Raw genomic sequence first — 26659 nt, 5'->3', positions numbered from 1 at the left:
AGAATTTTAAAAGAAAGATTTGGTTATTTTTGTTTCCAAATCACGTTCCATTGAGTTTATACAAAAATCTTTTTAAGCAAACGGCCATTTACGGATTAGCAACTGTTGTCCCAAGAATGTTCAGTTTCTTTCTCGTGCCGCTTTACACTGACTTACTTCCAAAAGAAGAATACGGACGAGTGAACGTTATTTTTGCGTATCTAATATTCTTCAATGTAATTTTAGCCTACGGAATGGAAACTTCCTTCTTCCGATTTTATAATACAGAAGAAAATAAAAAGTCCGTGGTTGAAACTTCGATGGTTTCCATCTTTTGGACTACGTTATTATTTTTGGCTGTAGCCTTATTATTCCGGACTTCTGTCAGTAATTTTATTAACATTGACGTTCAATATATTACTTATGTGATTTGGATTTTAGCACTTGACGCATTGGTAATTATACCTTTTTCAAAATTAAGAGCCTATCAAAAACCACTATTTTACGCTGCTATAAAGATTGGAAACGTGGCTGTAAATTTAGGTTTAAATCTCTTTTTCTTAATTTATTTACCAAAGATTGCCACCTCTTATCCTGACAGCTTCATCAGTTCGTTTTACTTTGAAGGATTTCAAGTAGGTTATATTTTTATTTCCAATATTGCAGCGAGCCTTTTAACCCTTTTAGTTTTACTGCCGAACTATTTTCAAGTCAAATGGAAATTCAATTTTGCACTTTGGAAACGAATGATGAAATACGGTTTTCCAATTATGATTGCCGGAATTGCCTTTGCAATCAACGATCAGTTTGATAAAATTTTACTTAATTATTTATTGCCGGCGGATGTTGCTGAAGCACAAGTTGGTATTTATTCCGCATGTTACAAACTTGGATTATTCATGGTATTGTTTAGAACGGCTTATACTTTGGGAATCGAACCTTTCTTTTTCAGTCATGCTTCCAATGAAAATGCCAAAGAAACCTATGCGACAATTACCAAATATTTTGTAATATTCGGTTCGCTGATGACTTTAGCAGTAATTGTATTTGCTGATGTGTTGAAAATAGTCATGATTCGAGATTCATCTTATTGGAATGCAATGGGTGTCGTGCCGCTGATTATTTTAGCCAATTTCTTTTTGGGAATTTACACCAATCTTTCGGTTTGGTACAAATTGACCAATCAAACGCATATTGGCGCTTATATTTCAATAGTTGGAGCCATAATCACATTACTTTTGAATTATTTATTGATTCCAACAATGAGTTATTACGGTTCAGCAATTGCAACAATTGCAGCTTACGGAACCATGATGTTGATTTCGTATGTACTTGGAAATAAATATTATCCAATTCCATACGACATGAAGAAAATTGGGTCCTATCTTGGAATATCCATTCTATTTTCGACTGTCTATTTTTATTTATTCAGAGAAAATTATTTTGTAGGCGTTCCTATGTTAATCGCATTTACCTATTTTATTTATTACAACGAAAAACAAATTATTAACCGAATTGTCAAAAGAAAAGGATAGCCTGCTTTTTTTAATTTTAATATAAAACACAAAGAGAATGACCATAAAAATCATCAATAAATCACAGCACGAATTGCCTAACTATGAAACTTTGGCGTCAGCCGGAATGGATTTAAGAGCTAATATTTCAGAAGCAATTACGTTACAACCTTTAGAAAGAGCCATAATTAAAACAGGTTTGTTTATTGAATTACCAATCGGTTTTGAAGCACAAGTTCGCCCAAGAAGCGGATTGGCTGCGAAAAATGGCGTAACGGTCTTAAACGCTCCCGGAACAATTGATGCAGATTACCGTGGCGAAGTCGGTGTGATTTTAGTAAATTTATCCAACGTCCCTTTCACAATAGAAAACGGAGAACGGATTGCACAAATGATTATAGCAAAACACGAACGTGCCGAATGGAATTTAGTTACAGAATTATCTGAAACTGTAAGAGGTGAGGGAGGATTTGGAAGTACGGGAATAAAGTAATATTCCTGCGTAGGCAGGAATCTCCGCAATGTTAGGAAAATTTCGAGCGTAAGTGGACTTAATACTTCTTAACTTATCAAAATACAAGTTTTATGAAATTATGGTATATTTACATTATGACAAATAAACCTAACGGTGTTTTGTATATTGGAGTAACCGATAACTTATTAGAACGCGTCAAAGAACATAAACTAAAAGTCTATCGAAATTCGTTTACAGCAAAGTATAATTGTGATAAATTAGTTTATTTTGAAGAGTGGAAAAAAGGAGATGATGCAGCTATTCGAGAACAACAATTCAAGAAATGGAAAAGAGATTGGAAAATTAAACTAATTGTGGATATGAATCCGTCGTGGATGGATATAAGTTTAAATTGGAATTTTGATTTTGATAAGTTGAGAGAGTAAAATAGATAGTAGGATACTCGCCTTCGCGCGTATGAGAGATAATAAATATTAACAAAGATATCTGCCTTCGCAGATATATAAAAAAGATACCCGCCTTCGCGGGCAATGATATGAAAATAATAGTACCAATGGCAGGACGAGGTTCCCGCTTAAGACCACACACATTAACCATTCCGAAACCACTAATTCCAATTGCAGGAAAACCCATCGTTCACCGTTTAGTGGAAGATATCGCAGGCGTTATTCATCAGAACATTGAGGAAATTGCGTTTATCATTCACAAAGATTTTGGAAAGCAAGTGGAAAGCGACTTGATTGCGATTGCTGAAAAACTAGGTTCAAAGGGAACGATTTATTACCAAAACGAAGCATTAGGAACGGCTCACGCGATTATGTGTGCCAAAGAATCGATGTCAGGGCCAATTGTAGTTGCTTATGCAGATACGTTGTTCCGTGCTGATTTTACGTTAGATGTTTCGGCAGACAGCGTAATTTGGGTGAAGCAAGTTGAAGACCCAAGTGCTTTTGGCGTAGTTCAATTAGATGCAAATAATCAGATTGTAGATTTCGTAGAAAAACCTACCCATTTTGTTTCAGATTTAGCGATTATTGGAATTTACTACTTCAAATCAGGCGAAACTTTGCGTGAGGAATTACAGTTTTTGCTTGACAATAATGTGATGAAAGGCGGCGAATACCAGTTGACTGATGCTTTGGAAAACATGAAACGCAAAGGAATGAAATTCGCTCCCGGAAAAGTGGACGAATGGATGGATTGCGGTAATAAAAATGTGACGGTTGAAACCAATTCACGTTTACTTGGATTTTTACATGCAGATGGCGAACAAATGGTACATCCGTCCGTTGTTTCTGTGAATTCTTTTATCGTTCAACCCGTTTATATCGGCGAAAATGTAACATTGAATAACGTAACAATTGGTCCAAATGTTTCAATTGGAAATAATTGTACAATTGAAAATTCGACGATAAAGAATAGTTTGATTCAAACGTATTCTAAAGTTCGCAATGCAAAATTAGACAACGCCATGATTGGAAATCACGCAACTTTTGACGGAGATTTCACTTCAATAAGTATCGGTGATTATTCTGTTTTAGACTAATACATGAAAAAATTCACAATAGGATTTTTATTAATTGCAGTTTGCAGTTCGGCTTTTTCACAAAAAGAGCCGGACGATATTGCTTTGGCAACTAATGAATTTCAAATTTCCTATTACGAAGCGCTGAAGCAAAAAGGCATTGAAAACAACGACAGAGCGATTCAATCGTTGCAAAAATGTGTTTCATTGGAACCTAACAATGCTGCCGTTTATAATGAATTAGGTCGGAATTATCTGAAGCTTAAAAAGTACAAAGAAGCGTATGATTCTTTTGAAAAAGCATTCCAAATTGACCCCAAAAACCGTTGGTATCTTCATGGAATGTACGATGTTGCTTATCAAACACAAGATTTCAATCAAGCAATTATTTTGGTCACAAAATTAGTTGCTTTTGAACCCAATTATAAGGAGGATTTGACTTCGCTTTACATGTACACCCAGCAGTACGACAAAGCTTTGGTGTTAATTAATGAGATGAACGACGATTTAGGAAAATCTGAAAAGCGTGACAATTATAAGAAGCAAATCATGCAGGATGCCCGTTTTCAAGGTAGCGAAAAAGACGATTTGTTGAAATTAATTGCTAAAAACCCAAAGGATGAATCCAATTATATCGCGTTGATTTATTTATATTCCAATAGCAATCAGGAAGAAAAAGCATTGGAAGTAGCCAAAAAGCTTGAAATTGCCATTCCTAACTCCGATTGGGCTCAAGTGAGTTTATTTAAATTTCATTTGAACAATAACGACGGGCCAAAAGCCGTTAAATCTATGCATCAGATTTTAGATAGTGATAAAATTGACAACAAAATCAAACACCGTGTTTTGAATGAGTTTCTGATTTTTGCTAAAAATAATCCCGGTTACGACGCAGATTTGATGAAAGCAGTTTCTTATTTCAATTCAGATAAAGAAGTTGCTGTTGCCAAAGAAGTTGGTAAATTCTTTCAAAGTAAAAGCGAATGGAATCAAGCCAAATCGTATTACGAAATGGATTTGAAAAACAACCCGAACGATTTAGAATCGGCATTGTTGTTGTTTGAAATGTACGTTAAGTTGGAACAATTTGAAGCTTTGGCAAAAAAATCAGAGGAAATGACGGAACTTTTTCCATCGCAACCTGACTTATATTATTATGCAGGATTGGCCAATAATCAGTTGAAAAAATTTGCCAAAGCCAAAGATTATCTTGAATCCGGAATGGATTATGTGATTGAAAATAAAGCATTGGAAATTAATTTCAACATTCAATTGGGAGAAGCGTACAATGGTTTGGGCGACCAAAAAAAGAAAGAATTGTATTTTAAGAAAGCAGAACAATTATTAAAAAAGTAAAATAGAATATGATTTTAAAAAAATGGTTTTCGGTGTTGACATTATTGTTTTTAGTAACAATAACTTCTTGCAAACCAAAAGGTTTTATTGCAGAAGCAAAAGCCACAAAACCAATGAAAGCGGAAAAACTTGTTCGCAATCATTATGAATTGGACAAAGATTTTAAAACCGCCTACATCAAAGCCGACGTAAAATATAAAACGCCAAAGGAGTCTTTGAATCTTTCGGCAGACATTCGAGTTCAAAAAGATGAAAAAATATTAATCAGCATCAGATTCTTTGGAATTACAATGGCAAAAGGATTGATAACACCAACGGAAGTCAAGTATTACGAGAAAAGCGGCAGCAGTTATTTTGAAGGTGATTACACTACGTTAAGCAAATGGTTGGGAACCGATTTAGATTTTACAAAAGTGCAAAACATGTTAATTGGTGAAGCGTTTGACAATTTGGAACAAGGTAAATACGATAGTTCAGTTGAAAATGGACTCTACAAATTAGAAGATAAATCGTCTAAAAATATGTTGAAAACCTTTCTATTTGAAGCATCCATGTATTTAATTAAGAAGCAAGAAATTCAACAATTTGATAAAAACAGGACTTTGACCGTAGATTATCCTAATCACAAGTTGTATGAAAAAATTTCGTTTCCAACGGCGTTAAATATTGAAGCATTAAACGACAAGATTAAAACCCAAATCAATATTGAATACAGTTCGGTGAAGTTTAACGACGAACTTTCTTTTCCTTATAGTGTGCCAAGTAGTTACGATCGAACATTTATTGACTAAATTTGCACAAATATTTTTACAAACATGCCAAAATACCTTTTCATACTCGCTTTTTTAATTTGTTCCGCTTCGGCTTGGAGTCAGACGGCTCAAGAAAAATTGGAACAACGTAAAGCGCAAATTCAAAAAGAAATTCGTGCCCAAGAAGTATTGTTGCGAAGTCAAGACAAAAAGCAGAAATCTATTTTAACTGAAATTATTCAGCAAAGGGAGAAAATCCGACTGCGTGAAAGTTTAATTGCAACGACAGAGAAGCAAGCCAAAATCTTGAAAGATGAAATGTATCGAAACCAACTTTCAATCAACCAACTCAATCGCGAGTTAAAGGAATTGAAGGAGGATTATTCGGCTATGATTGTAAAATCCTATAAAAGCCGTTCGGAACAAAGTAGAGCGATGTTTTTATTGTCGTCAGAAACTTTTTTGCAAGCCTACAAGCGAGCTCAATACATGAAACAGTATACGAGTTATAGAAAATCGCAAGGTGAAGAAATTAAAGTAAAAGCGGATAAACTTTTGACTTTGAACACCAAATTAGATGCGCAAAAAATTGAGAAGCAGAAGCTCGTAGTGGAGCAGGAAAAAGAACGAATTGTTTTACAAAAAGAGAAAGTAGAACAAGAAAAATTATCGGCTGCCATTCAAAAAGACAAGAAGAAAATTGCACAGGAAATCAAGAAAAAGCAACAAGAATCTAGAGATATCGACCGAAAAATTGATAAGTTAATTAAAGAAGCGATTGCTGAAGCGAACAGAAAAGCAGCTGCAGCAGCTAAAAAAGCCAATCCTAAAACGACGGCAGCTGAAACACGTGCGACAGAAAGTTCTACCAAAATAGTTTTAACACCGGAAGCGAAAATCATTTCAGATAGCTTTAAAGCGAACAGAGGCCGACTTCCTTGGCCAACAGCGACAGGAACAATCACACAACGTTATGGAGACCAACCGCATCCAGACTTGTCGTACCTATCTGTTCACAGTAACGGAATTGAAATTACTACAACGCAAGGTTCACAAGCAAGAGCCGTTTTTGATGGTGAAGTTTACAGTATTTTATATGTTTCTCCTGTACAAAAAGCAGTGATGATTCAACATGGAGATTTCTTTACGATGTATCACAATTTGAGTGACGTTTCTGTAGTGAAAGGTCAGAAAGTTTCTAGAAAACAAAATATTGGAACCATCAGAACGAGTACGGAAACGGGTAGAACAATTTTGAAGTTTATGATTACTCAAAATATAACCTATACCAATCCACAACCTTGGTTGAGCTCTAATTAATAGAATTTAAAGCATAAAAAAAAGGGATGATTTTGTTTGTCAAAATCATCCCTTTTTTATTTTAATGCACGACTATAAATCTATAAATCATTCAACATCTTCGAAATCTCATCTAATTTAGGCGTAAGGATAATTTCAATTCTGCGGTTTTTAGCTTTTCCTTCTGCCGTTTCGTTTGATGCTAACGGAGCGTATTCGCCACGTCCAGCAGCAGTCAAACTTTGTTTGTTGATTGCTTTATTTTCACTTAAAATATTTACAATTGCCGTTGCTCTTTTTGTGGATAAATCCCAGTTATTTTCAATTTGTCCCATCGCTCCAGCAAACTTGTCGTTGTCAGTATGACCTTCAATCAACACAGTAATTTCAGGATTTTGTCCCAAGACTTTGCCTACTTCCACAACCGCTTTTCGACCTTCAGAACCTACCGTCCAACTTCCCGTTTGAAACAATAATTTGTTTTCCATGGAAACATATACTTTTCCATTTTTTTGTTCCACAGTCAATCCTTTTCCTTCAAATGCGTTTAATGCTTTTGAAAGTGTGGCTTTTAATTTTTTCAAACTTTCGCCTTGTGCCGAAATCACACCTTCTAATTCCGCGACACGGTTAGAACGTTCTTGAAAATCAGCCATCAATTTATTCAATCGCTCCTGCTCTACCGCCAATGCTTTCTCTTTTGCTTCAAGCTTTGCAAGCAACTCACGGTTTTTGTCCATGTTGGTTTTCAACGCATCGTCGCTGTTTTTTTCCAAAGCGCTGTACGAACTTTGCAAATTTTTCATGTTATTTTGGCCTGCAGTCAAGTCGGCTAAATATTTATCGCGTTGTGCTTTTGTTCTATTCAACTCGTCTTGGAGTGCAGTTTGCTCAAGCTCTAAATTGTTTTTGGCTTTCGCCAAATCTTCATTGCTGTCGCTCATCTCCCGACTTTCTTTTTTCAAATCGGCATATTTGTTTTCTAAATCGTTATACAATTTTTTAGAAACGCAAGAAGTAGTTAATGCTAGAAGTAGCAATCCCACTGAAATTTTTCGGATAATCATATTGTAATTTGTTTTTGGAAAATTAGTTGATTTCAATCATAACGGGACAATGGTCGGAATGTTTTGCGTCAGGTAAAATTAAAGCTCTTGTTAATTTCTCTTCCAGTGATTTTGTGACTAATATGTAATCAATCCGCCAACCTTTATTATTTCCTCTCGCTCCAGCTCTGTAACTCCACCACGAATAATTATGTGGTTCTTTATTAAAATGGCGAAAAGTATCTACAAATCCATTTTTCATAAAAATATCCAACCATTCTCGTTCTTGAGGTAAAAATCCAGAAGTGTTTTTAAGTCGAATAGGATCGTGAATATCAATCGCTTCGTGACAAATATTATAGTCGCCACAAATAATCAAATTTGGAATTTCCTTTTTCAATTCTGAAATATAATTCTGAAAATCATCCATGTACATGAATTTGTGGTCTAACCTTGCATCATTCGTTCCAGAAGGCAAGTACAAACTCATTACAGAAAAGTCTTCAAAATCCAATCGTAAGTTTCGACCTTCAAAATCCATGTGTTCAATTCCCGTTCCCACAACTACATTTTTAGGTTCAATTTTAGATAAAACGGCCACACCACTGTATCCTTTTTTTTGTGCCGAAAACCAATAGTGGTAGTTGTATCCTAGTTTTTCAAATTCCTCGACAGGAACCTGTTCTTTCATTGCCTTAATTTCCTGAAGGCAAATTACATCCGGATTTGCTTGTTCGAGCCAAGTCAAAAAGCCTTTTGAAATTGCCGCTCGAATACCATTTACGTTGTAAGAAATAATTTTCATTTTTGGTCAAATTTTTAAGTCATTCAAAAGTAAATAAAAAGGATTGATTATTCTAAAATCAGCGAATGTTTGTAAACAGAGGTGTTATTTAATGAGTAGTTTTGCTATCTTTGTTTTCCTCCAATATAAAACAAAACGAATGGGCTTAGTAACTGCAAAGGAAATTTCCAAAGCAATTAACACTGATAAATATGGGATTTTAGGAAATTTTTCAGGTTGGTTACTGATGAAAATTCTTAAAATTTCCGACCTTAACGATATGTACGATCGGAATAAGCATTTATCAGATGTTGAGTTTTTGAATGCCATTTTGGACGAGTTAAAAATAAAGTTTGAAATCCCTGAAGAAGATTTAAAACGACTACCAAAAGAGGGTGCTTACATTACTATTTCCAATCATCCATTGGGAGGAATTGATGGTATATTATTATTGAAATTGATGTTAGAACGCGAGCCTAATTTCAAAATTATCGCCAACTTTCTACTGCATAGAATTGACCCGTTAAAACCGTATATCATGCCAGTTAATCCTTTTGAAAATCACAAGGACGCCAAGTCTAGCGTGGTGGGAATTAAGGAAACTTTACGTCATCTGAGTGACGGAAAACCGTTGGGAATGTTTCCTGCAGGAGAGGTGTCCACCTATAAAGACGGGAAATTAGTTGTTGATAAAGCTTGGGAAGACGGAGCTATTAAGGTAATTCGGAAAGCACAAGTACCTGTAGTTCCCATTTATTTTCACGCAAAAAACAGTTGGTTCTTTTATTGGTTTTCTAAATTAGGGCCAACATTTAGAACGGCAAAACTACCGTCAGAGTTATTGACACAAAAGTCTAGAAGAATTCAAGTTCGAATTGGAAAACCTATTTCGGTTGCCGAACAAAATGAGCATACTACCTTAGAAGATTATCGAGAATTTCTTCGAAAGAAGACCTACATGTTGGCCAATCCTTATGAAAAGGAAAGTAAGTTATTACAAACGCCAACCTTGAAACTTCCTAAAAAGTCAAAAGAAATTGCTGTTGCTGCACATCACGATAAAATTGTAGCGGAGGTAAATAAATTAAGAGAAGCTGATGCCCGACTTTTACAGAGTAAGAATTATGAAGTTTTTTTTGCTGAAGCAAGTGAAATTCCAACTATTTTACATGAATTAGGTCGTCTTCGAGAAATCACTTTTAGAGAAGTGGGCGAAGGAACGAACGAGTCTATAGATGTCGATAAATTTGACAAATATTACCACCACATGTTCTTGTGGGATCATGATGCAGAAAAAATTGCAGGCGCTTACAGAATGGGATTGGGATCAGAAATCTTTCCAAAATATGGAATTGAAGGGTTTTATTTACAAGAACTTTTCCGCTTTGAGCCCGAGTTGTTTGACATGATGCATAAATCCATTGAAATGGGACGTGCATTTGTTATTAAAGAATACCAACAAAAACCAATGCCATTATTTTTATTGTGGAAAGGAATTATGCATACTACTTTGCGTTATCCCGAACACAAATACTTGATTGGCGGGGTAAGTATTAGTAATCAATTTTCAGATTTCTCAAAATCGTTGATGATTGAATTTATGAAATCGAATTATTACGATCCGTATGTTGCCCAATATATCAATCCAAAGAAAGATTACAAGGTCAAATTAAAAGACGCGGATAAAGATTTCATTTTTGATGAAGCAGAATCTGACTTGAATAAATTTGATAAAATCATCGACGAATTGGAACCTGGAAACTTAAGGTTGCCTGTTCTGATTAAAAAGTACATCAAGCAGAACGCGAAAGTAGTAGCTTTTAATGTTGATCCATTATTCAATAATGCAGTGGATGGACTGATGTATATCCGGATTGCCGATATTCCTGAAAGTACAATGAAACCTGTTATGGAAGAATTTCAAGCGGAATTAGAGCGAAAATTAGCAGAAAAAGAGCATTAATTCTAAGGAAATCGGAAAGTGATCACTTCAAATTAATTGAAATAGTAAACGTAACCGATATTTAAAGTGCCTGAAAAATCGTTGTTTTTATTCTCCTTGTAAATTTTAGGATCAGGATTCATTCCTTCAATCCAATCTGAAAAGTAATATTTCAACTGACCTTCTAGAAGAATATAATTATAATCATTCAAACGGTATCGTACACCCATACTTCCGGTTGCTGAAAAAGCGGATCCGCTTGTACTTTTAAAACCTTCTACATATTTGTTAGGAACTGTATTTGCATTCCCAATATTCCCTAAGTACGAATAGGCTTCAGCTGAATACGAATTATATTGTGCTCCTGCTGCAATGTAAGGACTCCATGTTGACTGACTGTAATCATCGGTTTTCCATGGGTAATATTCCACTTGGGTTCCAATGCTTCCCACTTTCACATCACTTCGCATGGCTCTAAGTTTTTTGCCAAAATTCGTATCTGAATAAGCAGAAGGACCATAATGTTGTAAATTCACGGTCATTCCTGTAACATCAAAACGCACTTTAAAATTTTCAGCGAAACTTGAACGATCCACGTTCAAAGATAAAAAGTATACGAAAGTGGCAGAAAAACCAACGTTTTTAATTGTATTGTCTAAATCACGACGTTCTCCAAAGTCACCCTGAAAAAATACAGGACCCGCCATTACACCGATTTCTTGGTAGGTTCTGCCATATTGTGCATGTGCAAAAGCGAAAGAAAAAGAAAGTAAAATTAGAAATAAACTTTTCTGGGACATAGTTAATTTATTTTTATAAAAAGGCAAATATACGGTTTTAGGTCCTAAATATATAAATTATCGTTAAACTATAAACTTTTAGATATAAAACATGTCAATAGTTGTTATTGTCTAACAGCTAAAAACCGCTTTTATTGCCTGTGGTTAGTAAATAACATTCTAAAATTATGTATTAAAGTATCTTAATTTAAAGTATCTTTGCGCTTTAAAACGAAAACGTTTTCTTAAACGTTAATAATCTAAAAATCATGTCACAAAGTATTAAGTCATTTGTTGAAGCGGTTGAAAAAAGAAACCCTAACGAGCCAGAATTTTTACAAGCAGTTCACGAAGTTGCTGAGACTGTAATTCCGTTTATTGAAGAAAACAAAAAGTATCAAAACAAGATGCTTTTAGAGCGTATGGTTGAGGCTGAACGTATCATCACTTTCCGCGTTGTGTGGGTTGATGATGCTGGTACTATTCAAGTAAACCGTGCTTACAGAATTCAGATGAACTCTGCAATCGGACCTTACAAAGGAGGAATTCGTTTCCATCCATCTGTAAATTTAAGTATTTTAAAATTCCTTGCTTTTGAGCAAACGTTCAAAAACAGTTTAACTACTTTGCCAATGGGTGGAGGAAAAGGTGGAGCGGACTTTGATCCAAAAGGAAAATCAGATAATGAAATTATGAGATTTTGTCAATCTATGATGACAGAATTATACCGTCATATCGGACCAAACCTTGATATCCCAGCTGGAGATATTGGAGTTGGAGCTAGAGAAGTAGGTTACATGTACGGTCAATACAAAAGAATTCAAAACGAATTTACTGGTGTATTAACTGGAAAAGGACCTTCATTTGGTGGATCAAGAATGCGTCCTGAGGCAACTGGTTACGGAAACGTATACTTTGCTGAAAGCATGTTGAAAACGAAAGGCGATACTATTAAAGGTAAAACGATTGTAGTTTCTGGTTCAGGAAACGTAGCGCAATTTGCTGCTCAAAAAGCAACTGAACTAGGAGGAAAAGTAGTTACTATGTCGGATTCAAGTGGATACATTTATGATGCTGACGGAATTGATGCTGAGAAATTAGCGTTCGTTCAAGAAATCAAAAACGTAAACTACGGTCGTATTAGTGAATATATTACTAAATATCCGAATGCTAAATTCGTAGCTGAAAAACGTCCTTGGGAAGTGAAAGCTGATGTAGCATTACCTTGTGCAACTCAAAATGAGATGAACGAAGCGGAAGCTCAAATGTTAATTGACAACGGATGTATGTGTGTTTCTGAAGGAGCAAACATGCCTTGTATTCCAGAAGCAGTTACTGTTTTTCAAAAAGCTAAAATTTTATTCGCACCTGGAAAAGCATCTAATGCGGGTGGTGTTGCCACTTCTGGATTAGAAATGTCTCAAAACTCACTACGTATGGGTTGGACTAGCGAAGAAGTAGACGAAAAACTAAAACGTATTATGTTAGACATTCACGCATCATGTGTGAAATATGGTTCTGATGCAAACGGACATGTTGATTATGTTAAAGGAGCAAACATCGCTGGATTCGTTAAAGTTGCAGATGCAATGTTAGCGCAAGGAGCGGTTTAATACCTATCTTATATTTTAAAAAGACCGAATTTGAACTTTCAGATTCGGTCTTTTTTTGTTTAAAATTAAAGTGGTGTAATAATTATTTTTCAAAATATAATTAAAAGCCCAACAATTTCGTTTGTAGTATATTTGCAACTCTAATTTGTATCGGATGAAATACTTTTTCTTAGCCTTACTTTCTATTTTAATGATTCCAATGGGTTTTGGCCAAAAAAACCAACCTTGGAAAGGCTATTTCTCCTACAACGATATTAAGGCTGTTTCGCAGTCGCCAACCAAATTTTTTGCTGCTTCTGAAAATGCTTTGTTTTCAAAAAGTGACGCGACAAATGAGATAGAAACCACCAATACAATTGATGGACTTTCGGGTCAAACGATTTCAACAATTTATCACAGTCCAACTTTCAACAGAACACTAATTGGTTACGAAAATGGGCTTTTAATTGTGGTCAATGAGGCCGATGGAACAATAAAAAAAGTCGTCGATATCATTAATAAACAGCTTCCGCCAAATTTAAAAAAAATCAACCATTTCGCAGAGTACGAAGGAATTGCTTATTTGTCGTGTGATTTCGGGATTGTGCAGTTTAATCTTTCTACGTTACTTTTTGGCGATACCTATTTTATTGGAAACAATGGCGATGAAATTCGCGTCAATCAAACGGCAATTTTAAATGGATTTATTTATGCCTCTTGTACGTTTAACGGAATTCGGAAAGCCAATCTTTCAAGTGAAAACCTGATTAATTTCTCCGAATGGCAGGAAGTAAATACAGGAAACTGGAACGGAATTGCTCAAGTTGGAACGGAATTAGTAGCTATGAATTCGAACGGAAATTTAAACCGATTTAACGGTGCTAACTTTCAACCGTTTATTCAATTTCCACAGTCGTCCGTTGATTTACATTCTATGGAAGACAAACTAGCAGTAACATTTCCCAATAAAGTAACGTTTTATAATGCTCAATTAGCTCCTATTTTTACCGTAACGGATGGGCAATTGCTGCAACCTATTTTGCCCAGGTTTACTTGTGCCACTATTTTAGGAACAAATGCATACATTGGAACGAAAGAGAATGGTGTAATTACAACGCCAATTAATGGAGCAATAGATTTCACGTATCTATTGCCAGATGGACCTTTGCGGAATTCTTCGTTTTCGATTAATGCTTCTACTGAAAATTTATGGGTTGTTTTTGGAGGTTATGACGGAAGTTACAATCCGTATGCTTATGATGATTTTGGAGGTCCCGCATTATATGGTATTTCAAAATTAGTTGACAAACAGTGGTTAAACATTCCTGCTTCAGAAGTTTTGGGTGCCAAAGCGTTAAATAGTATTACGATAAACCCAAAAAACACAAATGAAGTGTACATCGCTTCTTTTTTCTCTGGATTGTTGAAGTTAGAAAACGATATTCCTACATTTCTATTCACGCCAACAAATACGGCTCCAAACGGAATAGAAAATATTGAAATTGCAAATAATCCCAATGACATCAGAATTAGTAATCCCGTATTTGACAAGGCTGGAAACCTATGGATTACAAATAATTTAGTAGAGAAAGCACTCAAGGTTTTGAAAGCAAACGGACAGTGGCAAAGCGTGAATTTTGAATCTGTTCTTCCTGAACTGACAAATTTTGGAGCACTCGTTATTGATAAAAATAACACGAAATGGGCTGCTTCCAGAAGAGGTGTTATTGCATACAATGAAAATGGCGGAATTCTAAAAGTAATAACAGAAGGAAGTGACAACGGAAATTTACCTTCTCCGGATGTTCGTACCATAGCGATTGACAATAGAAACCAGTTGTGGATAGGAACTAATAAAGGATTACGCGTTTTATCAAGTATTGACCGTTACAATTCGGAAGGACAAATGTCGGCTAATCCAATCATTATTTTGGAAGATAATGTTGCACAAGAATTGCTGTACCAACAATTTATAACTGATATTGTAGTTGATGGTGCAAATAATAAATGGATTGGAACTGCAAATTCAGGTGTTTTTCAATTTTCATCGGACGGACAAAAAACCTTGCAACGTTTTACGATTGACAATTCTCCTCTTCCTTCAAATAGTATAAACGACATTGATATTAATCCCATTACTGGAGAAGTTTTCTTTGCAACACCACAAGGAATCGTTGTTTACAAAGGAATTTCAACAGACGGAAATGATAATTTAGCGAACGTAATTGTTTATCCAAATCCGGTTCGTCCGGGTTTTGCAGGAACGGTAAAAATCACAGGACTTTTAGATAAAGCCAATATTAAAATCACGGATATTTCTGGAAATCTGGTTCATGAAGTGGTTTCGCAAGGAGGAACAATTGAGTGGGATACTACCGCTTTTGGCAAATACAAAGTCGCTTCCGGCGTCTATATGATTTTTATTTCTGCCGATGACGGTATTGAAACTACCGTCAAAAAAGTAATGGTTGTACGGTAAATTTTTAATTTTAAAGTCAAAATCAAATCAATTTTTTAATCCCAAATCCCAAATCCCAAAAAGACATCCTTTAAATTTGTGGTTAAACTGAAAATACTAAATTCCAATTACCACTCTTTTAGAGGTGTTGTATAACGCGGATTCCAAATTCTGATGATAGTAAAAACCAAAGCAATCGTTTTATCGGCACTAAAATTTAACGAAAAGAGTTTGATTGTCAAATGCTTTACGCTTTCTGACGGACTGAAATCTTATTTTGTCCGCGATGCTTTTTCAGGAAAAAAAAACAATCAGAAAATTGCTTATTTTCAACCTTTGACATTGTTAGAAATTGAAGCGGTTCACAAAAACAAAGGCACGCTTGAAAATTTCAAAGAAATAAAAATCAGTCAGCCGTATTCATCGATTCCAACAGATATTTTTAAAAGCACCATCGTGATGTTTTTGTCGGAAATGTTGCACCATTCCATTCACGAAGAAGAAGCTAATCCTGATTTTTTCTCCTTTCTAGAAACGGCTTTTATGTGGCTGGATACCAATGATCAAATTTCAAATTTTCACCTGATTTTACTAATGGAATCTACAAAGTTTCTGGGTTTTTATCCAGAGGATTCTAACCCGAATTTTGATTTTTTCGAAATGCGTGAAGGCGTTTTTATTCCCTTTGAAACGGTTACTTGCTTGAATAAATCAAATTCTTTTTTACTTAAAAAACTACTTGAATTGCGTTTTGATTCTGCTGCAATTTTATTCAATTCAAAAGAACGACAAGAACTACTTACTGTAATTATTGACTATTATGCCTTGCATTTAGACGGTTTCAGAAAGCCAAAATCCTTGGAAGTCTTGGTAGAGGTTTTTTCGTAGAACTCCAAATTTCAATTATTAGTTGTAGTAAAAAGCTTGATATTGTTGAGTTTTAGTTTCAAAACTAGGCTTTTTGCTTTATCAACCACCCAATTAGCAAAGTCACCCAGCTAAAAAGCCTCATCGATCAGGTTATTTGCTTCATCGATGAAGTGATGAGGATGATGGATGAGGGTTTTAGGGTGGTTTTGGAAGTTGTTAGGATTTTAATTATATATTTGAGAGTAGAAATATAATTATCGATCTAATTTTAAAGAAATTTTTATGAAAGCGTTAATCTACAAATGTTATTTAGTTTTACCTATAATCATAATTGCGGTTTATAAAATTAAAAGTCCACTAGATAACATGGTACATTTAGATAATAAAAAATTGGACTAAGTAATATGAATATTGAAAAATGTTGTATAAACTTGTGGATAATACTATTTGGCAATAAGCAAAAAAGAAAATCGTGAATATAGCAGAATATCAGAATGAAATAAAGGAACTAAAAAGTGAAGATGAAAAAATAATCTTTACTCAAAAGAACTATTTTCACGGCATCCCTCAAGTTTTTGATGCTCGTGAAAATGATTATTATTATTTTAGAAAACGTATTGCTGATAATTTTGATATACAATTTTATGAAGTGCATATTGTTGGTTCATCTAAATTTGGTTTTAGTCCTTACAAATTCACTGATTTCTCATTAGAGTCAGATATTGATGTTGTTATATTTAATGAAAAACTTTTTGAAAGATATTTTGAACTAATTAGCGAATATCAATATCTAATAAAAAAACAAATTATCCGGTTAAACACGGAACAAAATAAGCAATATTTAAAGTTTATAAAATATTTTATTAGAGGATGGATGCGTCCTGATTTGCTACCTCAAAATAGTAATGATTTTGAGGAACTAAAACAGGAATGGGATGATTTTTTTAAAAGTATATCACATTCTAAATCAGAAGTAGGAAATTATATAGTTAAGGCTGGTTTATTTAAAAATCAGAAATATGCAGAAAAATACTATCGTTCATCAATTGAAGAAATATCATTAAAATTAAAAAGTTTATAAAATGGCAAAGCAAATACCAGCGCAACCAGATAAAAAATCAATTTCAGATTTAATAGGAAAAATTCAACGTAAAGAATTAATTCTACAACCAGATTTTCAAAGAGAATTTGTTTGGACGCCATCACATATGGAGAATTTTATCAAAACAATTCTTGATGGATTTCCATTTCCGGAAATTTACATTAGTCAAAAAGGAATTGATTTAACCACTTTAGCTACACAAAATGTTGTAGTGGATGGTCAACAGCGCTTAACAACAATTCAAAGATATATTGAAGGTACTGATACTTTCGAAAAAACAATCCCAAAATTTGCAAATTTGGGAGATGATAATCAGAAAGATTTTCTTAATTATGATGTCACTGTAAGAGATTTAAAAGATGTTCCATCTGATATAATTATTGAAATTTTCAAAAGGATAAACTCAACTAATTTCACACTTACTGCTATCGAGATTAACAATGCAATATATAACGGAGAATTTATTTCTTGTGCAAAAGAAATTTTAGAAATAATTAGTAAAGCTGAACATAAAGTTCCCATTTTTAGCGAAAGTGAATTAACTAGAATGGCTGATTTACATTTTATTTTATTAGTTATGTCTACTTTAGAAGAAGGGGGTTACTTCACTCAAGATTCTATGGTGGAAAGTTATATATCAAAATACAACGATGAATATCCCAATTATGAGGAAAAGCGTGATTTGGTTTCTAAGACAATAATTGATATTTTAGATAGTGAACTTCCACTAGATTCAATTTGGTTTAGAAAATCTAACTTTTACACTTTGGTTTGTGAATTTTGCTTTTCAAAAACTTCTATAAAAAATAAAATTGATATTTTAATAACAGAAGAGCAGAATATAATAAGTCATAAAAACGAAGATAAAGAAGCGAATAAATATGCAAAATATTACGCAAGTATGTATGCTGGAACTAATAGCCGAACATCAAGAGTTAGGAGAAGCGAATTTATTAATCAAGAAATTTTATAAAATTACTAGTTGCTAACAGCCATGGCTCGTTGCTTTCGTAGAAGGAACATTAAAACACATTTTAAACTAAACCGATTACTTCCCTTAAACAACTATAAGACTTATCGTAAATCGTTTTTATCTCTAGCATAACTCCTTATTTCAACCTCAAGAAGTCATCCTCATAATTCATAATTCATAATTCATAATTCATAACTATTTCTTACTTTCGCATCTGATTTAAGAAAACGACAAAATGAGTACAAAATTTACTGAATATAAAGGACTTGACTTGCCAACAGTTGCATCTGAAGTGCTTGATTTCTGGAAAAAAAACAACATCTTCGAGCAATCTGTCACTTCACGTGAAGGAAATAAACCGTACGTATTTTTTGAAGGACCACCTTCGGCAAATGGACTTCCGGGAATTCACCACGTAATGGCACGAGCGATTAAAGATATTTTTTGTCGTTATAAAACTCAAAAAGGTTTTCAAGTAAAACGCAAGGCGGGTTGGGATACACACGGTTTGCCGGTAGAATTGGGAACTGAAAAAGAATTGGGAATCACCAAAGAAGACATCGGAAAAACGATATCGGTTTCAGAATACAACGAAGCGTGTAAGAAAACGGTGATGCGTTACACAGATGTTTGGAACGATTTGACAGAAAAAATGGGATATTGGGTTGATATGGAAGATCCGTATGTGACTTACAAACCTAAATATATGGAAACGGTTTGGTGGTTGTTAAAACAAATTTATAACAAAGATTTGTTATACAAAGGTTACACCATCCAACCTTATTCACCAAAAGCAGGAACAGGTTTATCTTCGCATGAAGTCAATCAGCCGGGAAGTTACAGAGATGTAACGGACACGACGGTTGTGGCGCAATTCAAAGCAATTCAAGAAACATTACCTGAATTTTTACAAGGTTTTGGCGAAGTACATTTCATGGCTTGGACTACAACACCGTGGACTTTGCCCTCAAATACCGCCTTAACGGTTGGCCCAAGAATCGACTATGTTTTAGTGGAGACTTTCAATCAATATACGTTTCGTCCTGCGAAAGTGGTTTTGGCTAAAAATTTAGTGGGTAAACAATTCAATAAAAATTTCTTTGCTTCTACAGAAGAAAGTAATTTCGAAAATTTCAAAGAAGGAGACAAAAAAATTCCTTTCAAAGTACTTACTGAATTCAAAGGAGCTGATTTAGTGGGTATCAAATACGAACAACTAATGAAATTGGCTTTGCCACACGAAAATGCTGAAAACGCATTTAGAATCATTTCAGGTGATTTCGTAACAACGGAAGATGGAACCGGAATCGTGCATACGGCGCCAACATTTGGTGCTGATGATGCGAAAGTCGCGAAAGAAGCAACGCCTGAAATTCCACCAATGTTGGTGTTGGATGCTAATGATAATTTGGTTCCGTTAGTAGATTTACAAGGAAAATTCATTCAAGGTTTGGGTGATTATTCGGGTAAATATGTGAAGAACGAATATTACAACGACGGCGAAGCTCCTGAACGTTCGGCTGATGTTGAAATTGCCATTCAATTAAAAGAAGAAAACAAAGCCTTTAAGGTTGAAAAATACGTCCACAGTTATCCACATTGCTGGAGAACAGACAAACCGATTTTATATTATCCATTGGATTCTTGGTTCATCAAAGTGACTGAAATCAAGGATAGAATGTTTGATTTAAACGAAACCATCAACTGGAAACCAAAAGCAACTGGTGAAGGACGTTTTGGAAATTGGTTGAAAAATGCCAACGACTGGAATTTATCGCGTTCAAGATATTGGGGAATTCCATTGCCAATTTGGAGAAACGAAGAAGGAACCGAAGAAATCTTGGTTGGTTCTGTAGAAGAATTGTACAACGAAATCGAGAAATCAATCGAAGCTGGTTTCCAAAAAGAAAATCCGTTCAAAGGATTCGAAATTGGAAATATGAGCGATGAAAACTATGATTTAGTTGACTTGCATAAAAACATTGTGGACGAAATTACATTAGTTTCGGCTTCAGGAAAACCAATGAAACGCGAAAGTGATTTGATTGATGTTTGGTTTGATTCAGGTTCAATGCCTTATGCACAATGGCATTATCCATTTGAAAACAAAGATAAAATTGACGAAAATAAAGACTTCCCTGCTGATTTTATCGCAGAAGGAGTTGACCAAACTCGTGGATGGTTTTACACTTTACACGCCATTGCCACTTTAGTTTTTGATAAAGTAGCGTACAAAAATGTAGTTTCAAACGGTTTAGTTTTAGACAAAAACGGACAGAAAATGTCAAAACGTCTTGGAAATGCAGCCGACCCTTTTGAAACTTTAAAGGAATACGGTCCAGATGCGACGCGATGGTACATGATTTCAAATGCAAACCCTTGGGACAACTTGAAATTTGATTTGGAAGGAATTGCGGAAGTGCGAAGAAAATTCTTTGGAACACTTTACAACACCTATTCATTTTTTAGTTTGTATGCCAATATTGATAACTTCACGTATTCAGAAGCGGAAGTTCCTTTAGAGAAACGTCCTGAAATTGACCGTTGGATTTTATCCGAACTGCATACTTTGATAAAAACCGTTGACGACGCTTATGCAGATTATGAACCTACAAAAGCCGCTCGAGCAATTTCAGATTTTGTACAAGAAAATTTAAGCAACTGGTACGTTCGTTTGTGTAGAAGACGTTTCTGGAAAGGCGAATATGCCGAAGATAAAATTGCTGCTTACCAAACTTTATATACGTGTTTATTGACCATTTCGAAACTTGGAGCACCAATCGCACCATTCTTTATGGACAAACTTTACCGTGATTTAACGCAGGCAACATTTACAGAGAAATTTGAAAGTGTACATTTGGCTGAATTTCCAAAATACGTTGAAAACTTTGTTGATAAGTCGTTAGAAAGCAAAATGAGTAAAGCACAGACGATTTCGTCGCTTGTTTTATCACTTCGAAAAAAGGAAATGATTAAGGTACGCCAACCGTTACAAAAGATAATGATTCCGGTACTTAACGACGATTTTAGAGCTGAAATTGAAGCGATTTCTGACCTAATAAAAGCCGAAGTTAACGTGAAAGAAATTGAATTATTAGACGATGCTTCGGGTATTTTAGTGAAGCAAATTAAACCTAATTTCAAGACATTAGGACCACGCTTTGGAAAAGATATGGGATTGATTTCCAAAAAGATACAAGATTTTTCGCAAGAGAAAATCAATGAATTGGACAGAAATGGATTATTAGTTATTGACTTATCCGGAAATAGTATAACTTTAACCAAGGAAGACGTTGAAATTAGTTCTCAAGATATTGAAGGTTGGTTAGTAGCAAATTCGGGAACAATTACCGTGGCGCTTGACATCACACTGACTGAAGAGTTGAGAAACGAAGGAATCGCAAGAGAATTAGTAAATAGAATTCAGAACTTGAGAAAAGACTCCGGATTTGAGGTAACTGATAAAATTATTGTTCATTTGCAAAAAAATGAAGCTTTAGAGAAAGCCGTAAGCGAAAATGAAACGTATATTAAGTCGGAAACGCTAACCAAGGAATTACTATTTACAGAACAACTAGAAAATGGAACGTTAATTGAGTTTGACGATATTAAAACAGTACTAACAATTACAAAATAGCCCCAACATGGTAGATGAAGCAACACGATACTCTGACGCTGATTTAGCAGAGTTTAAAGAAATTATCGTAAATAAAATTAACAAAGCACAAAACGATTTAGATTTAATCAAAAGTGCTTACATGAACGATTTGAATAACGGTACGGACGATACTTCGCCTACATTTAAAGCTTTCGAAGAAGGAAGTGAAACAATGTCAAAAGAAGCAAATTCGCAACTGGCTATTCGTCAAGAGAAGTTTTTACGCGATTTAAAAAACGCGCTTTTCAGGGTAGAAAACAAAACGTATGGCTTGTGTAAAGTAACAGGAAAGTTGATTAGCAAAGACCGATTAAAAATCGTTCCTCACGCTACAATGAGTATCGAAGCTAAAAATGCACAGCGATAATATCAAGAGAAAACACCAAAGATTGACGCTCCGAAAGGGGCGTTTTTTATGAATAAAATTGCTATTTTTGCAATTCAAAATTTAAAGAATGACCTTAAAGAAAGCCTATTTATTGGTGATACTTTTATTAGTTATCGACCAAGTTTCCAAAATTTACATCAAAACGCACTTTATTATTGAAGAGCGAATTAAAGTGATGGGACAAAATTGGTTTCAGATCTTTTTTATTGAAAATGAAGGAATGGCTTGGGGTGTTGAACTTCCTGGAGCTTACGGAAAACTATTTTTGACTTTATTCCGCATTTTAGCTGTGGGTGGAATTGCATATTGGATGCAAGATTCAGTAAAAAAACAGGCGTCCAATTATTTAGTAGTTGCGATTGCTTTGATTTTAACCGGAGCTTTTGGAAATATTGTCGACTCGGTTTTCTACGGAATTATTTTTGACGACAGTCACGGTCAAGTAGCCACTTTATTTTCCGATAATCCTTATGGTACTTTATTTCACGGAAAAGTAGTGGATATGTTTTACTTTCCCATCATTGAAAATGCAACATGGCCTGATTGGTTGCCTATTTGGGGTGGACAACGCTTTACATTTTTCAATGCTATTTTCAACGTTGCCGATATGGCAATTTCTACAGGAGTTGGAATTTTAATTGTTTTTAATAAAAAAGCATTCAGTCACGAAAAAAACTAAAAATAATATGTTTTTGAAGGTGTAACGCAATAATTTAATGCGAAATCATTTTCGTGTAAATCTGAAATTCCTTTTTCGGCTTCAAAAAAGGAAAGACCAACTGTAATTACATCTGTTTTGCAATGCGACAAAAAACGGTCGTAAAATCCTTTTCCATAACCCACACGATGTCCTTTTTCATCAAAAGCCAATAGAGGTACAAAAACCACATCAATTTTTGAATCGGGTACTTCAATTCCATCTACCGGTTCGGGAATATTATATTCGTTTTTCTTGATTTTAGTTCCGTCCGTCAAAAGGTAATGAATCATTTTTCGCGATTCAAAATCACTTTTTGAAATCAAAATTTCTTTGTCTTTTCCGGCTAAAATGTGCAGAATATATTCGGTATCCACTTCAAAATGTTCCGTTATGGAAAGAAAAACATGAAAGTATTGTTTGTCCCAAATGGGTAATTTCAATAATTCATTTGCAATCGCACAACTTTTCTCGTCGCGTTCTTCAATCGATAGTTCACTCCGTAAATGCTTATATTTGATTCTCGCTTCTTTCTTGGTCATGGTGTCCTAATTCATTTGAAATATGGTAAATCGCGTCGCCTTGATACACAATTGGCGCGTGATTGGCATTAATAATATATCCGTCGTTTGGCGCTTTTACTTTTTGCTCGAATTTGCCAAAAGGATCTGTTATGGTTCCCAATACAAATCCTTTTTTGACGTAACAGCCTATTTTATTGTAATCGTGAAATAATCCCGAACGTTTTGCCCGAACCCAGGACGATCTTGAAATGTAAATCGAAGGATCTGTTTCGTTGGTGAGTTTTTGATTTGGCGAAAGCATGTTTAAATAAGCCAACAATCTTTTAGCACCGTTTACACCTTGTTCTGCAATTTCGTCGTTGATATCTAATGATTTTCCGCCTTCAAAAAGCAACATTTTCACATTCCTTTTTTCACAAGCATTTCTAAATGTGCCGGCTATATTTTTAGAATACAATGTAAAAGGGGCGGAAAAAACATCTGCTAATTTCTTTAATTCTTCATTATGTGGTGCGATTCTAATTTGAGCTGCATTAAACCGACTCGCGCCACCGGCGTGAAAATCGACTGCATAATCAATATGCGGAATGATGTCTTTTATCAAATGATACGCAAATTGAGAAGCTAAAGAGCCCTTTTTACTTCCCGGAAACACACGATTCAAATCTCGTCCGTCCGGAAATTCCCTTGATTTATTGACGAAGCTAAAAATATTGATAACGGGAATACAGATAATTGTTCCTCGTAAAGGTTTATTGATTGTCTGAACGATAATACTTCTCACGATTTCGACACCATTAATTTCATCGCCGTGAATTCCTGCTGAAAATAAAACGGTCGGTCCGTCTAATTTTGCCCGTTCAATTATTACTGGAATTTTAAGTTTGGTTGCCGTGTGAAGTTTTGCAATTTCCATGTAAATGGTTCTTTTTTCACCAGGCAAAATGGTTTCGTTTAGAATGACGAGTGGTTTTATATTTTTCATAAGATAGTAAAGATATAAAAGTAGTTAAATTCTCACGGATGTTATTTCGAAAATCGTGCTTCTTTACAAATTTTACTAACTTTGTAAAATGGTTTCAACCGCATTAAATCTACAAATTCAATCGTTACCCGACAATCCGGGTGTTTACCAATATTACGACAAGGAAGGAAAAATTTTATACGTTGGAAAGGCGAAAAACCTGCGAAAACGGGTTTCTTCTTACTTCAATAAAGTCCACGATACGGCTCGGACAAATGTGTTGGTTAAGAAAATTGTAACCATTAAACACATTGTAGTTCCTACAGAAACCGATGCTTTGTTGCTTGAAAATAATTTAATTAAGAAATACCAACCGCGTTACAATGTCTTGTTGCGGGATGATAAAAGTTATCCTTGGATTTGTATAAAAAATGAACCTTTCTCGCGAATATTTTCAACACGTCGAATGATAAAGGACGGTTCAGATTATTTTGGGCCTTACACGAGTTTCAAAACCGTTCATACGATTATGGGTTTAATCAAGGAATTGTATCCGTTACGAACGTGTAATTATGATTTAAATCAAAAAAACATTGAAGGTGGAAAGTTTAAAGTGTGTCTAGAATACCACATTGGAAATTGTAAAGGACCTTGTGAAGGCCATGAATCACTGGAAAACTACCAAGAACAAGTGGAGGCCATTCGCGAAATTTTAAAAGGAAATTTCAAGGAAAGTTTAAAAAATTTCAAGAAAAAAATGATGCATTTGGCTTCCGAAATGCATTTTGAAGCCGCTCAAAAATTAAAAGAAAAAATCGAAGTCTTGGAAAACTACCAATCGCGTTCGATGGTGGCAAATCCCAAAATCAATAATATTGATGTGTTCTCGATTGTTTCGGACGAAGGTGCGGCTTATGTGAATTTTCTTCAAATTGCACACGGTTCCATTATTCGTTCGCATACATTGGAATTGAAAAAGAAATTGGACGAATCTGATGAAGAATTATTAGAATTAGCAATTGTAGAATTACGCGAACGTTTCAAGCTTTTATCAAGAGAAATTATCGTTCCGTTTCCGGTTGAAGTTGGTGAAGAAGTAAAAGTTACGGTTCCGCAATTGGGTGATAAAAAGCAGATTTTAGAACTTTCAATTCGGAATGCTAAATTCTACCGAATGGATCAGTTGAAGCAACTTCAAATTGTAGATCCAGACCGACACACCAACCGAATCATGGCACAAATGAAGAAAGATTTGCGACTTCCGGTTGAACCTCGGCATATTGAATGTTTTGACAACTCGAATATTCAAGGAACAAATCCGGTGGCGGCTTGCGTAGTTTTTAAAGATGGAAAACCAAGTAAGAAAGATTACCGCCATTTCAATATAAAAACCGTTGTAGGACCTGATGATTTCGCTTCGATGGAAGAAGTGGTTTATAGAAGGTACAAACGACTCTTAGACGAAAGCGAACCATTGCCACAGCTAATCATCATTGACGGAGGAAAAGGGCAATTGTCCTCGGCGTTAAAAAGTTTAGATGCTTTAGAATTACGAGGAAAAATTGCGATTATTGGTATAGCAAAACGATTGGAAGAATTATTCTATCCAGGAGATTCAGTGCCTTTGTACTTGGATAAAAAATCGGAAACATTGAAAGTAATTCAGATGTTGCGAAATGAAGCACACCGTTTTGGAATCACACACCACAGAGATAGAAGAAGTAAAAGTGCGTTGAATTCTTCGATGGAAGCGATTCCTGGAATTGGCGAAAAAACGATGCAAACCTTGATTTTACACTTCAAATCAGTGACACGTTTGAAATTGGCTACAGAAAAAGAAATATCCGAAGTAATAGGTGTTTCAAAAGCCAAAAAAATTTACGACTTTTACAACACTTCTATGGGTTGATTGTTATAGATTTACGCATATTTAGAAAAGAAATCGTAGCCTTTGAAATTCATTTTCAGCCATAAAATTTTTA

General features: G+C 34.8%; 22 protein-coding genes. 17 read left to right on the top strand and 5 right to left on the bottom strand.

Annotation, left to right across the window (positions count from 1 at the left end):
- Positions 1 to 50: 50 nt before the first annotated feature.
- The 7 genes from YWA_RS0106820 (at position 51) to YWA_RS0106790 (ending at position 6921) form a co-directional block, all read left to right on the top strand.
- Complete coding sequence (locus tag YWA_RS0106820) at positions 51 to 1514, top strand: lipopolysaccharide biosynthesis protein (RefSeq protein WP_026718646.1); 1464 nt, start codon at positions 51 to 53, stop codon at positions 1512 to 1514.
- 37 nt (positions 1515 to 1551) lie between these two features.
- A complete protein-coding gene (dut, locus tag YWA_RS0106815; protein ID WP_022827754.1) occupies positions 1552 to 1986 on the top strand; it encodes a dUTP diphosphatase in 435 nt (144 codons plus the stop codon).
- A gap of 92 nt (positions 1987 to 2078) precedes the next feature.
- On the top strand, positions 2079 to 2393 hold the full coding sequence (locus YWA_RS0106810) for a GIY-YIG nuclease family protein (protein WP_026718645.1): 315 nt from the start codon (positions 2079 to 2081) through the stop codon (positions 2391 to 2393).
- A 110-nt stretch (positions 2394 to 2503) separates the two neighbouring features.
- The gene (locus YWA_RS0106805; protein ID WP_022827752.1) at positions 2504 to 3514 is read left to right on the top strand and encodes a sugar phosphate nucleotidyltransferase; all 1011 of its coding nucleotides are present in this window, start codon (positions 2504 to 2506) and stop codon (positions 3512 to 3514) included.
- A 3-nt stretch (positions 3515 to 3517) separates the two neighbouring features.
- The gene (locus YWA_RS0106800; RefSeq protein WP_022827751.1) at positions 3518 to 4849 is read left to right on the top strand and encodes a tetratricopeptide repeat protein; all 1332 of its coding nucleotides are present in this window, start codon (positions 3518 to 3520) and stop codon (positions 4847 to 4849) included.
- 8 nt (positions 4850 to 4857) lie between these two features.
- Positions 4858 to 5640, top strand: coding sequence for a DUF4292 domain-containing protein (locus YWA_RS0106795; RefSeq protein ID WP_022827750.1), 783 nt, complete (start codon positions 4858 to 4860; stop codon positions 5638 to 5640).
- Positions 5641 to 5664: 24 nt separating this feature from the next.
- Positions 5665 to 6921: a murein hydrolase activator EnvC family protein gene (locus YWA_RS0106790; RefSeq protein ID WP_022827749.1), complete on the top strand. Its 1257-nt coding sequence runs from the start codon at positions 5665 to 5667 to the stop codon at positions 6919 to 6921.
- 80 nt (positions 6922 to 7001) lie between these two features.
- Here YWA_RS0106790 and YWA_RS0106785 read toward each other — a convergent pair whose 3' ends face one another.
- Positions 7002 to 7964, bottom strand: coding sequence for an OmpA family protein (locus YWA_RS0106785; RefSeq protein WP_026718644.1), 963 nt, complete (start codon positions 7962 to 7964; stop codon positions 7002 to 7004).
- 25 nt (positions 7965 to 7989) lie between these two features.
- Entirely contained in the window at positions 7990 to 8751 is a 762-nt protein-coding gene (locus YWA_RS0106780) for an exodeoxyribonuclease III (protein WP_022827747.1), read from the bottom strand.
- 139 nt (positions 8752 to 8890) lie between these two features.
- Between YWA_RS0106780 and YWA_RS0106775 the strand changes: the two genes are divergently transcribed.
- A complete protein-coding gene (locus YWA_RS0106775; RefSeq protein WP_026718643.1) occupies positions 8891 to 10693 on the top strand; it encodes a GNAT family N-acyltransferase in 1803 nt (600 codons plus the stop codon).
- 32 nt (positions 10694 to 10725) lie between these two features.
- On the opposite strand, the gene YWA_RS14765 is transcribed toward YWA_RS0106775, so the two are convergent.
- Positions 10726 to 11472, bottom strand: a complete 747-nt coding sequence (locus tag YWA_RS14765; protein ID WP_022827745.1) for a THC0290_0291 family protein — start codon at positions 11470 to 11472, stop codon at positions 10726 to 10728.
- Between the two features lie 248 nt (positions 11473 to 11720).
- Between YWA_RS14765 and gdhA the strand changes: the two genes are divergently transcribed.
- The 8 genes from gdhA to YWA_RS0106730 all read left to right on the top strand — a co-directional run bounded on the left by gdhA (position 11721) and on the right by YWA_RS0106730 (position 23171).
- Complete coding sequence (gdhA, locus tag YWA_RS0106765; protein WP_022827744.1) at positions 11721 to 13064, top strand: NADP-specific glutamate dehydrogenase; 1344 nt, start codon at positions 11721 to 11723, stop codon at positions 13062 to 13064.
- Positions 13065 to 13218: 154 nt separating this feature from the next.
- The gene (gene porZ / locus YWA_RS0106760) at positions 13219 to 15522 is read left to right on the top strand and encodes a type IX secretion system anionic LPS delivery protein PorZ (protein WP_022827743.1); all 2304 of its coding nucleotides are present in this window, start codon (positions 13219 to 13221) and stop codon (positions 15520 to 15522) included.
- Positions 15523 to 15675: 153 nt separating this feature from the next.
- Positions 15676 to 16389, top strand: a complete 714-nt coding sequence (recO, locus tag YWA_RS0106755; RefSeq protein WP_022827742.1) for a DNA repair protein RecO — start codon at positions 15676 to 15678, stop codon at positions 16387 to 16389.
- Positions 16390 to 16843: 454 nt separating this feature from the next.
- Positions 16844 to 17452: a hypothetical protein gene (locus tag YWA_RS0106750; RefSeq protein ID WP_022827741.1), complete on the top strand. Its 609-nt coding sequence runs from the start codon at positions 16844 to 16846 to the stop codon at positions 17450 to 17452.
- A 1-nt stretch (position 17453) separates the two neighbouring features.
- The gene (locus tag YWA_RS0106745) at positions 17454 to 18446 is read left to right on the top strand and encodes a DUF262 domain-containing protein (RefSeq protein ID WP_022827740.1); all 993 of its coding nucleotides are present in this window, start codon (positions 17454 to 17456) and stop codon (positions 18444 to 18446) included.
- A 235-nt stretch (positions 18447 to 18681) separates the two neighbouring features.
- Positions 18682 to 22083 carry an isoleucine--tRNA ligase gene (gene ileS, locus YWA_RS0106740; RefSeq protein WP_022827739.1) on the top strand — a complete coding sequence of 1134 codons (3402 nt, stop codon included), beginning with the start codon at positions 18682 to 18684 and terminating at the stop codon, positions 22081 to 22083.
- 7 nt (positions 22084 to 22090) lie between these two features.
- The gene (locus YWA_RS0106735) at positions 22091 to 22471 is read left to right on the top strand and encodes a TraR/DksA family transcriptional regulator (RefSeq protein WP_022827738.1); all 381 of its coding nucleotides are present in this window, start codon (positions 22091 to 22093) and stop codon (positions 22469 to 22471) included.
- Positions 22472 to 22559: 88 nt separating this feature from the next.
- A complete protein-coding gene (locus YWA_RS0106730; protein ID WP_022827737.1) occupies positions 22560 to 23171 on the top strand; it encodes a lipoprotein signal peptidase in 612 nt (203 codons plus the stop codon).
- Here YWA_RS0106730 and YWA_RS0106725 read toward each other — a convergent pair.
- On the bottom strand, positions 23168 to 23731 hold the full coding sequence (locus YWA_RS0106725; protein ID WP_022827736.1) for a 5-formyltetrahydrofolate cyclo-ligase: 564 nt from the start codon (positions 23729 to 23731) through the stop codon (positions 23168 to 23170). The genes YWA_RS0106730 and YWA_RS0106725 overlap by 4 nt on opposite strands.
- Positions 23700 to 24698 carry a succinylglutamate desuccinylase/aspartoacylase family protein gene (locus tag YWA_RS14760; RefSeq protein ID WP_022827735.1) on the bottom strand — a complete coding sequence of 333 codons (999 nt, stop codon included), beginning with the start codon at positions 24696 to 24698 and terminating at the stop codon, positions 23700 to 23702. The genes YWA_RS0106725 and YWA_RS14760 overlap by 32 nt, the downstream gene beginning before the upstream one ends.
- 88 nt (positions 24699 to 24786) lie before the next feature.
- Between YWA_RS14760 and uvrC the strand changes: the two genes are divergently transcribed.
- Positions 24787 to 26586 (top strand): excinuclease ABC subunit UvrC, encoded by a 1800-nt coding sequence (uvrC, locus tag YWA_RS0106715; RefSeq protein ID WP_022827734.1) that lies wholly within the window; start codon positions 24787 to 24789, stop codon positions 26584 to 26586.
- The last annotated feature ends 73 nt before the right edge of the window (positions 26587 to 26659 follow it).

The sequence above is a fragment of the Flavobacterium antarcticum DSM 19726 genome (assembly GCF_000419685.1).
Classification (GTDB): domain Bacteria; phylum Bacteroidota; class Bacteroidia; order Flavobacteriales; family Flavobacteriaceae; genus Flavobacterium; species Flavobacterium antarcticum.
Note: the sequence above shows the minus strand (reverse complement) of the source record. Positions and strands in the feature narration are given on the sequence as shown.

What these genes read in the sequence shown, in the direction of transcription:
- recO (WP_022827742.1), top strand. Translation starts at nt 15,676, where the DNA reads ATGATAGTAAAAACCAAAGCAATCGTTTTATCGGCACTAAAATTTAAC.
- YWA_RS0106725 (WP_022827736.1), bottom strand. Translation starts at nt 23,731, where the DNA reads ATGACCAAGAAAGAAGCGAGAATCAAATATAAGCATTTACGGAGTGAA.
- YWA_RS0106800 (WP_022827751.1), top strand. Translation starts at nt 3,518, where the DNA reads ATGAAAAAATTCACAATAGGATTTTTATTAATTGCAGTTTGCAGTTCG.
- YWA_RS0106795 (WP_022827750.1), top strand. Translation starts at nt 4,858, where the DNA reads ATGATTTTAAAAAAATGGTTTTCGGTGTTGACATTATTGTTTTTAGTA.
- YWA_RS0106745 (WP_022827740.1), top strand. Translation starts at nt 17,454, where the DNA reads ATGGCAAAGCAAATACCAGCGCAACCAGATAAAAAATCAATTTCAGAT.
- gdhA (WP_022827744.1), top strand. Translation starts at nt 11,721, where the DNA reads ATGTCACAAAGTATTAAGTCATTTGTTGAAGCGGTTGAAAAAAGAAAC.
- YWA_RS0106790 (WP_022827749.1), top strand. Translation starts at nt 5,665, where the DNA reads ATGCCAAAATACCTTTTCATACTCGCTTTTTTAATTTGTTCCGCTTCG.
- YWA_RS0106805 (WP_022827752.1), top strand. Translation starts at nt 2,504, where the DNA reads ATGAAAATAATAGTACCAATGGCAGGACGAGGTTCCCGCTTAAGACCA.
- YWA_RS0106810 (WP_026718645.1), top strand. Translation starts at nt 2,079, where the DNA reads ATGAAATTATGGTATATTTACATTATGACAAATAAACCTAACGGTGTT.
- uvrC (WP_022827734.1), top strand. Translation starts at nt 24,787, where the DNA reads ATGGTTTCAACCGCATTAAATCTACAAATTCAATCGTTACCCGACAAT.
- porZ (WP_022827743.1), top strand. Translation starts at nt 13,219, where the DNA reads ATGAAATACTTTTTCTTAGCCTTACTTTCTATTTTAATGATTCCAATG.
- dut (WP_022827754.1), top strand. Translation starts at nt 1,552, where the DNA reads ATGACCATAAAAATCATCAATAAATCACAGCACGAATTGCCTAACTAT.
- YWA_RS14760 (WP_022827735.1), bottom strand. Translation starts at nt 24,698, where the DNA reads ATGAAAAATATAAAACCACTCGTCATTCTAAACGAAACCATTTTGCCT.
- YWA_RS0106735 (WP_022827738.1), top strand. Translation starts at nt 22,091, where the DNA reads ATGGTAGATGAAGCAACACGATACTCTGACGCTGATTTAGCAGAGTTT.
- YWA_RS14765 (WP_022827745.1), bottom strand. Translation starts at nt 11,472, where the DNA reads ATGTCCCAGAAAAGTTTATTTCTAATTTTACTTTCTTTTTCTTTCGCT.
- YWA_RS0106780 (WP_022827747.1), bottom strand. Translation starts at nt 8,751, where the DNA reads ATGAAAATTATTTCTTACAACGTAAATGGTATTCGAGCGGCAATTTCA.
- YWA_RS0106730 (WP_022827737.1), top strand. Translation starts at nt 22,560, where the DNA reads ATGACCTTAAAGAAAGCCTATTTATTGGTGATACTTTTATTAGTTATC.
- YWA_RS0106775 (WP_026718643.1), top strand. Translation starts at nt 8,891, where the DNA reads ATGGGCTTAGTAACTGCAAAGGAAATTTCCAAAGCAATTAACACTGAT.
- ileS (WP_022827739.1), top strand. Translation starts at nt 18,682, where the DNA reads ATGAGTACAAAATTTACTGAATATAAAGGACTTGACTTGCCAACAGTT.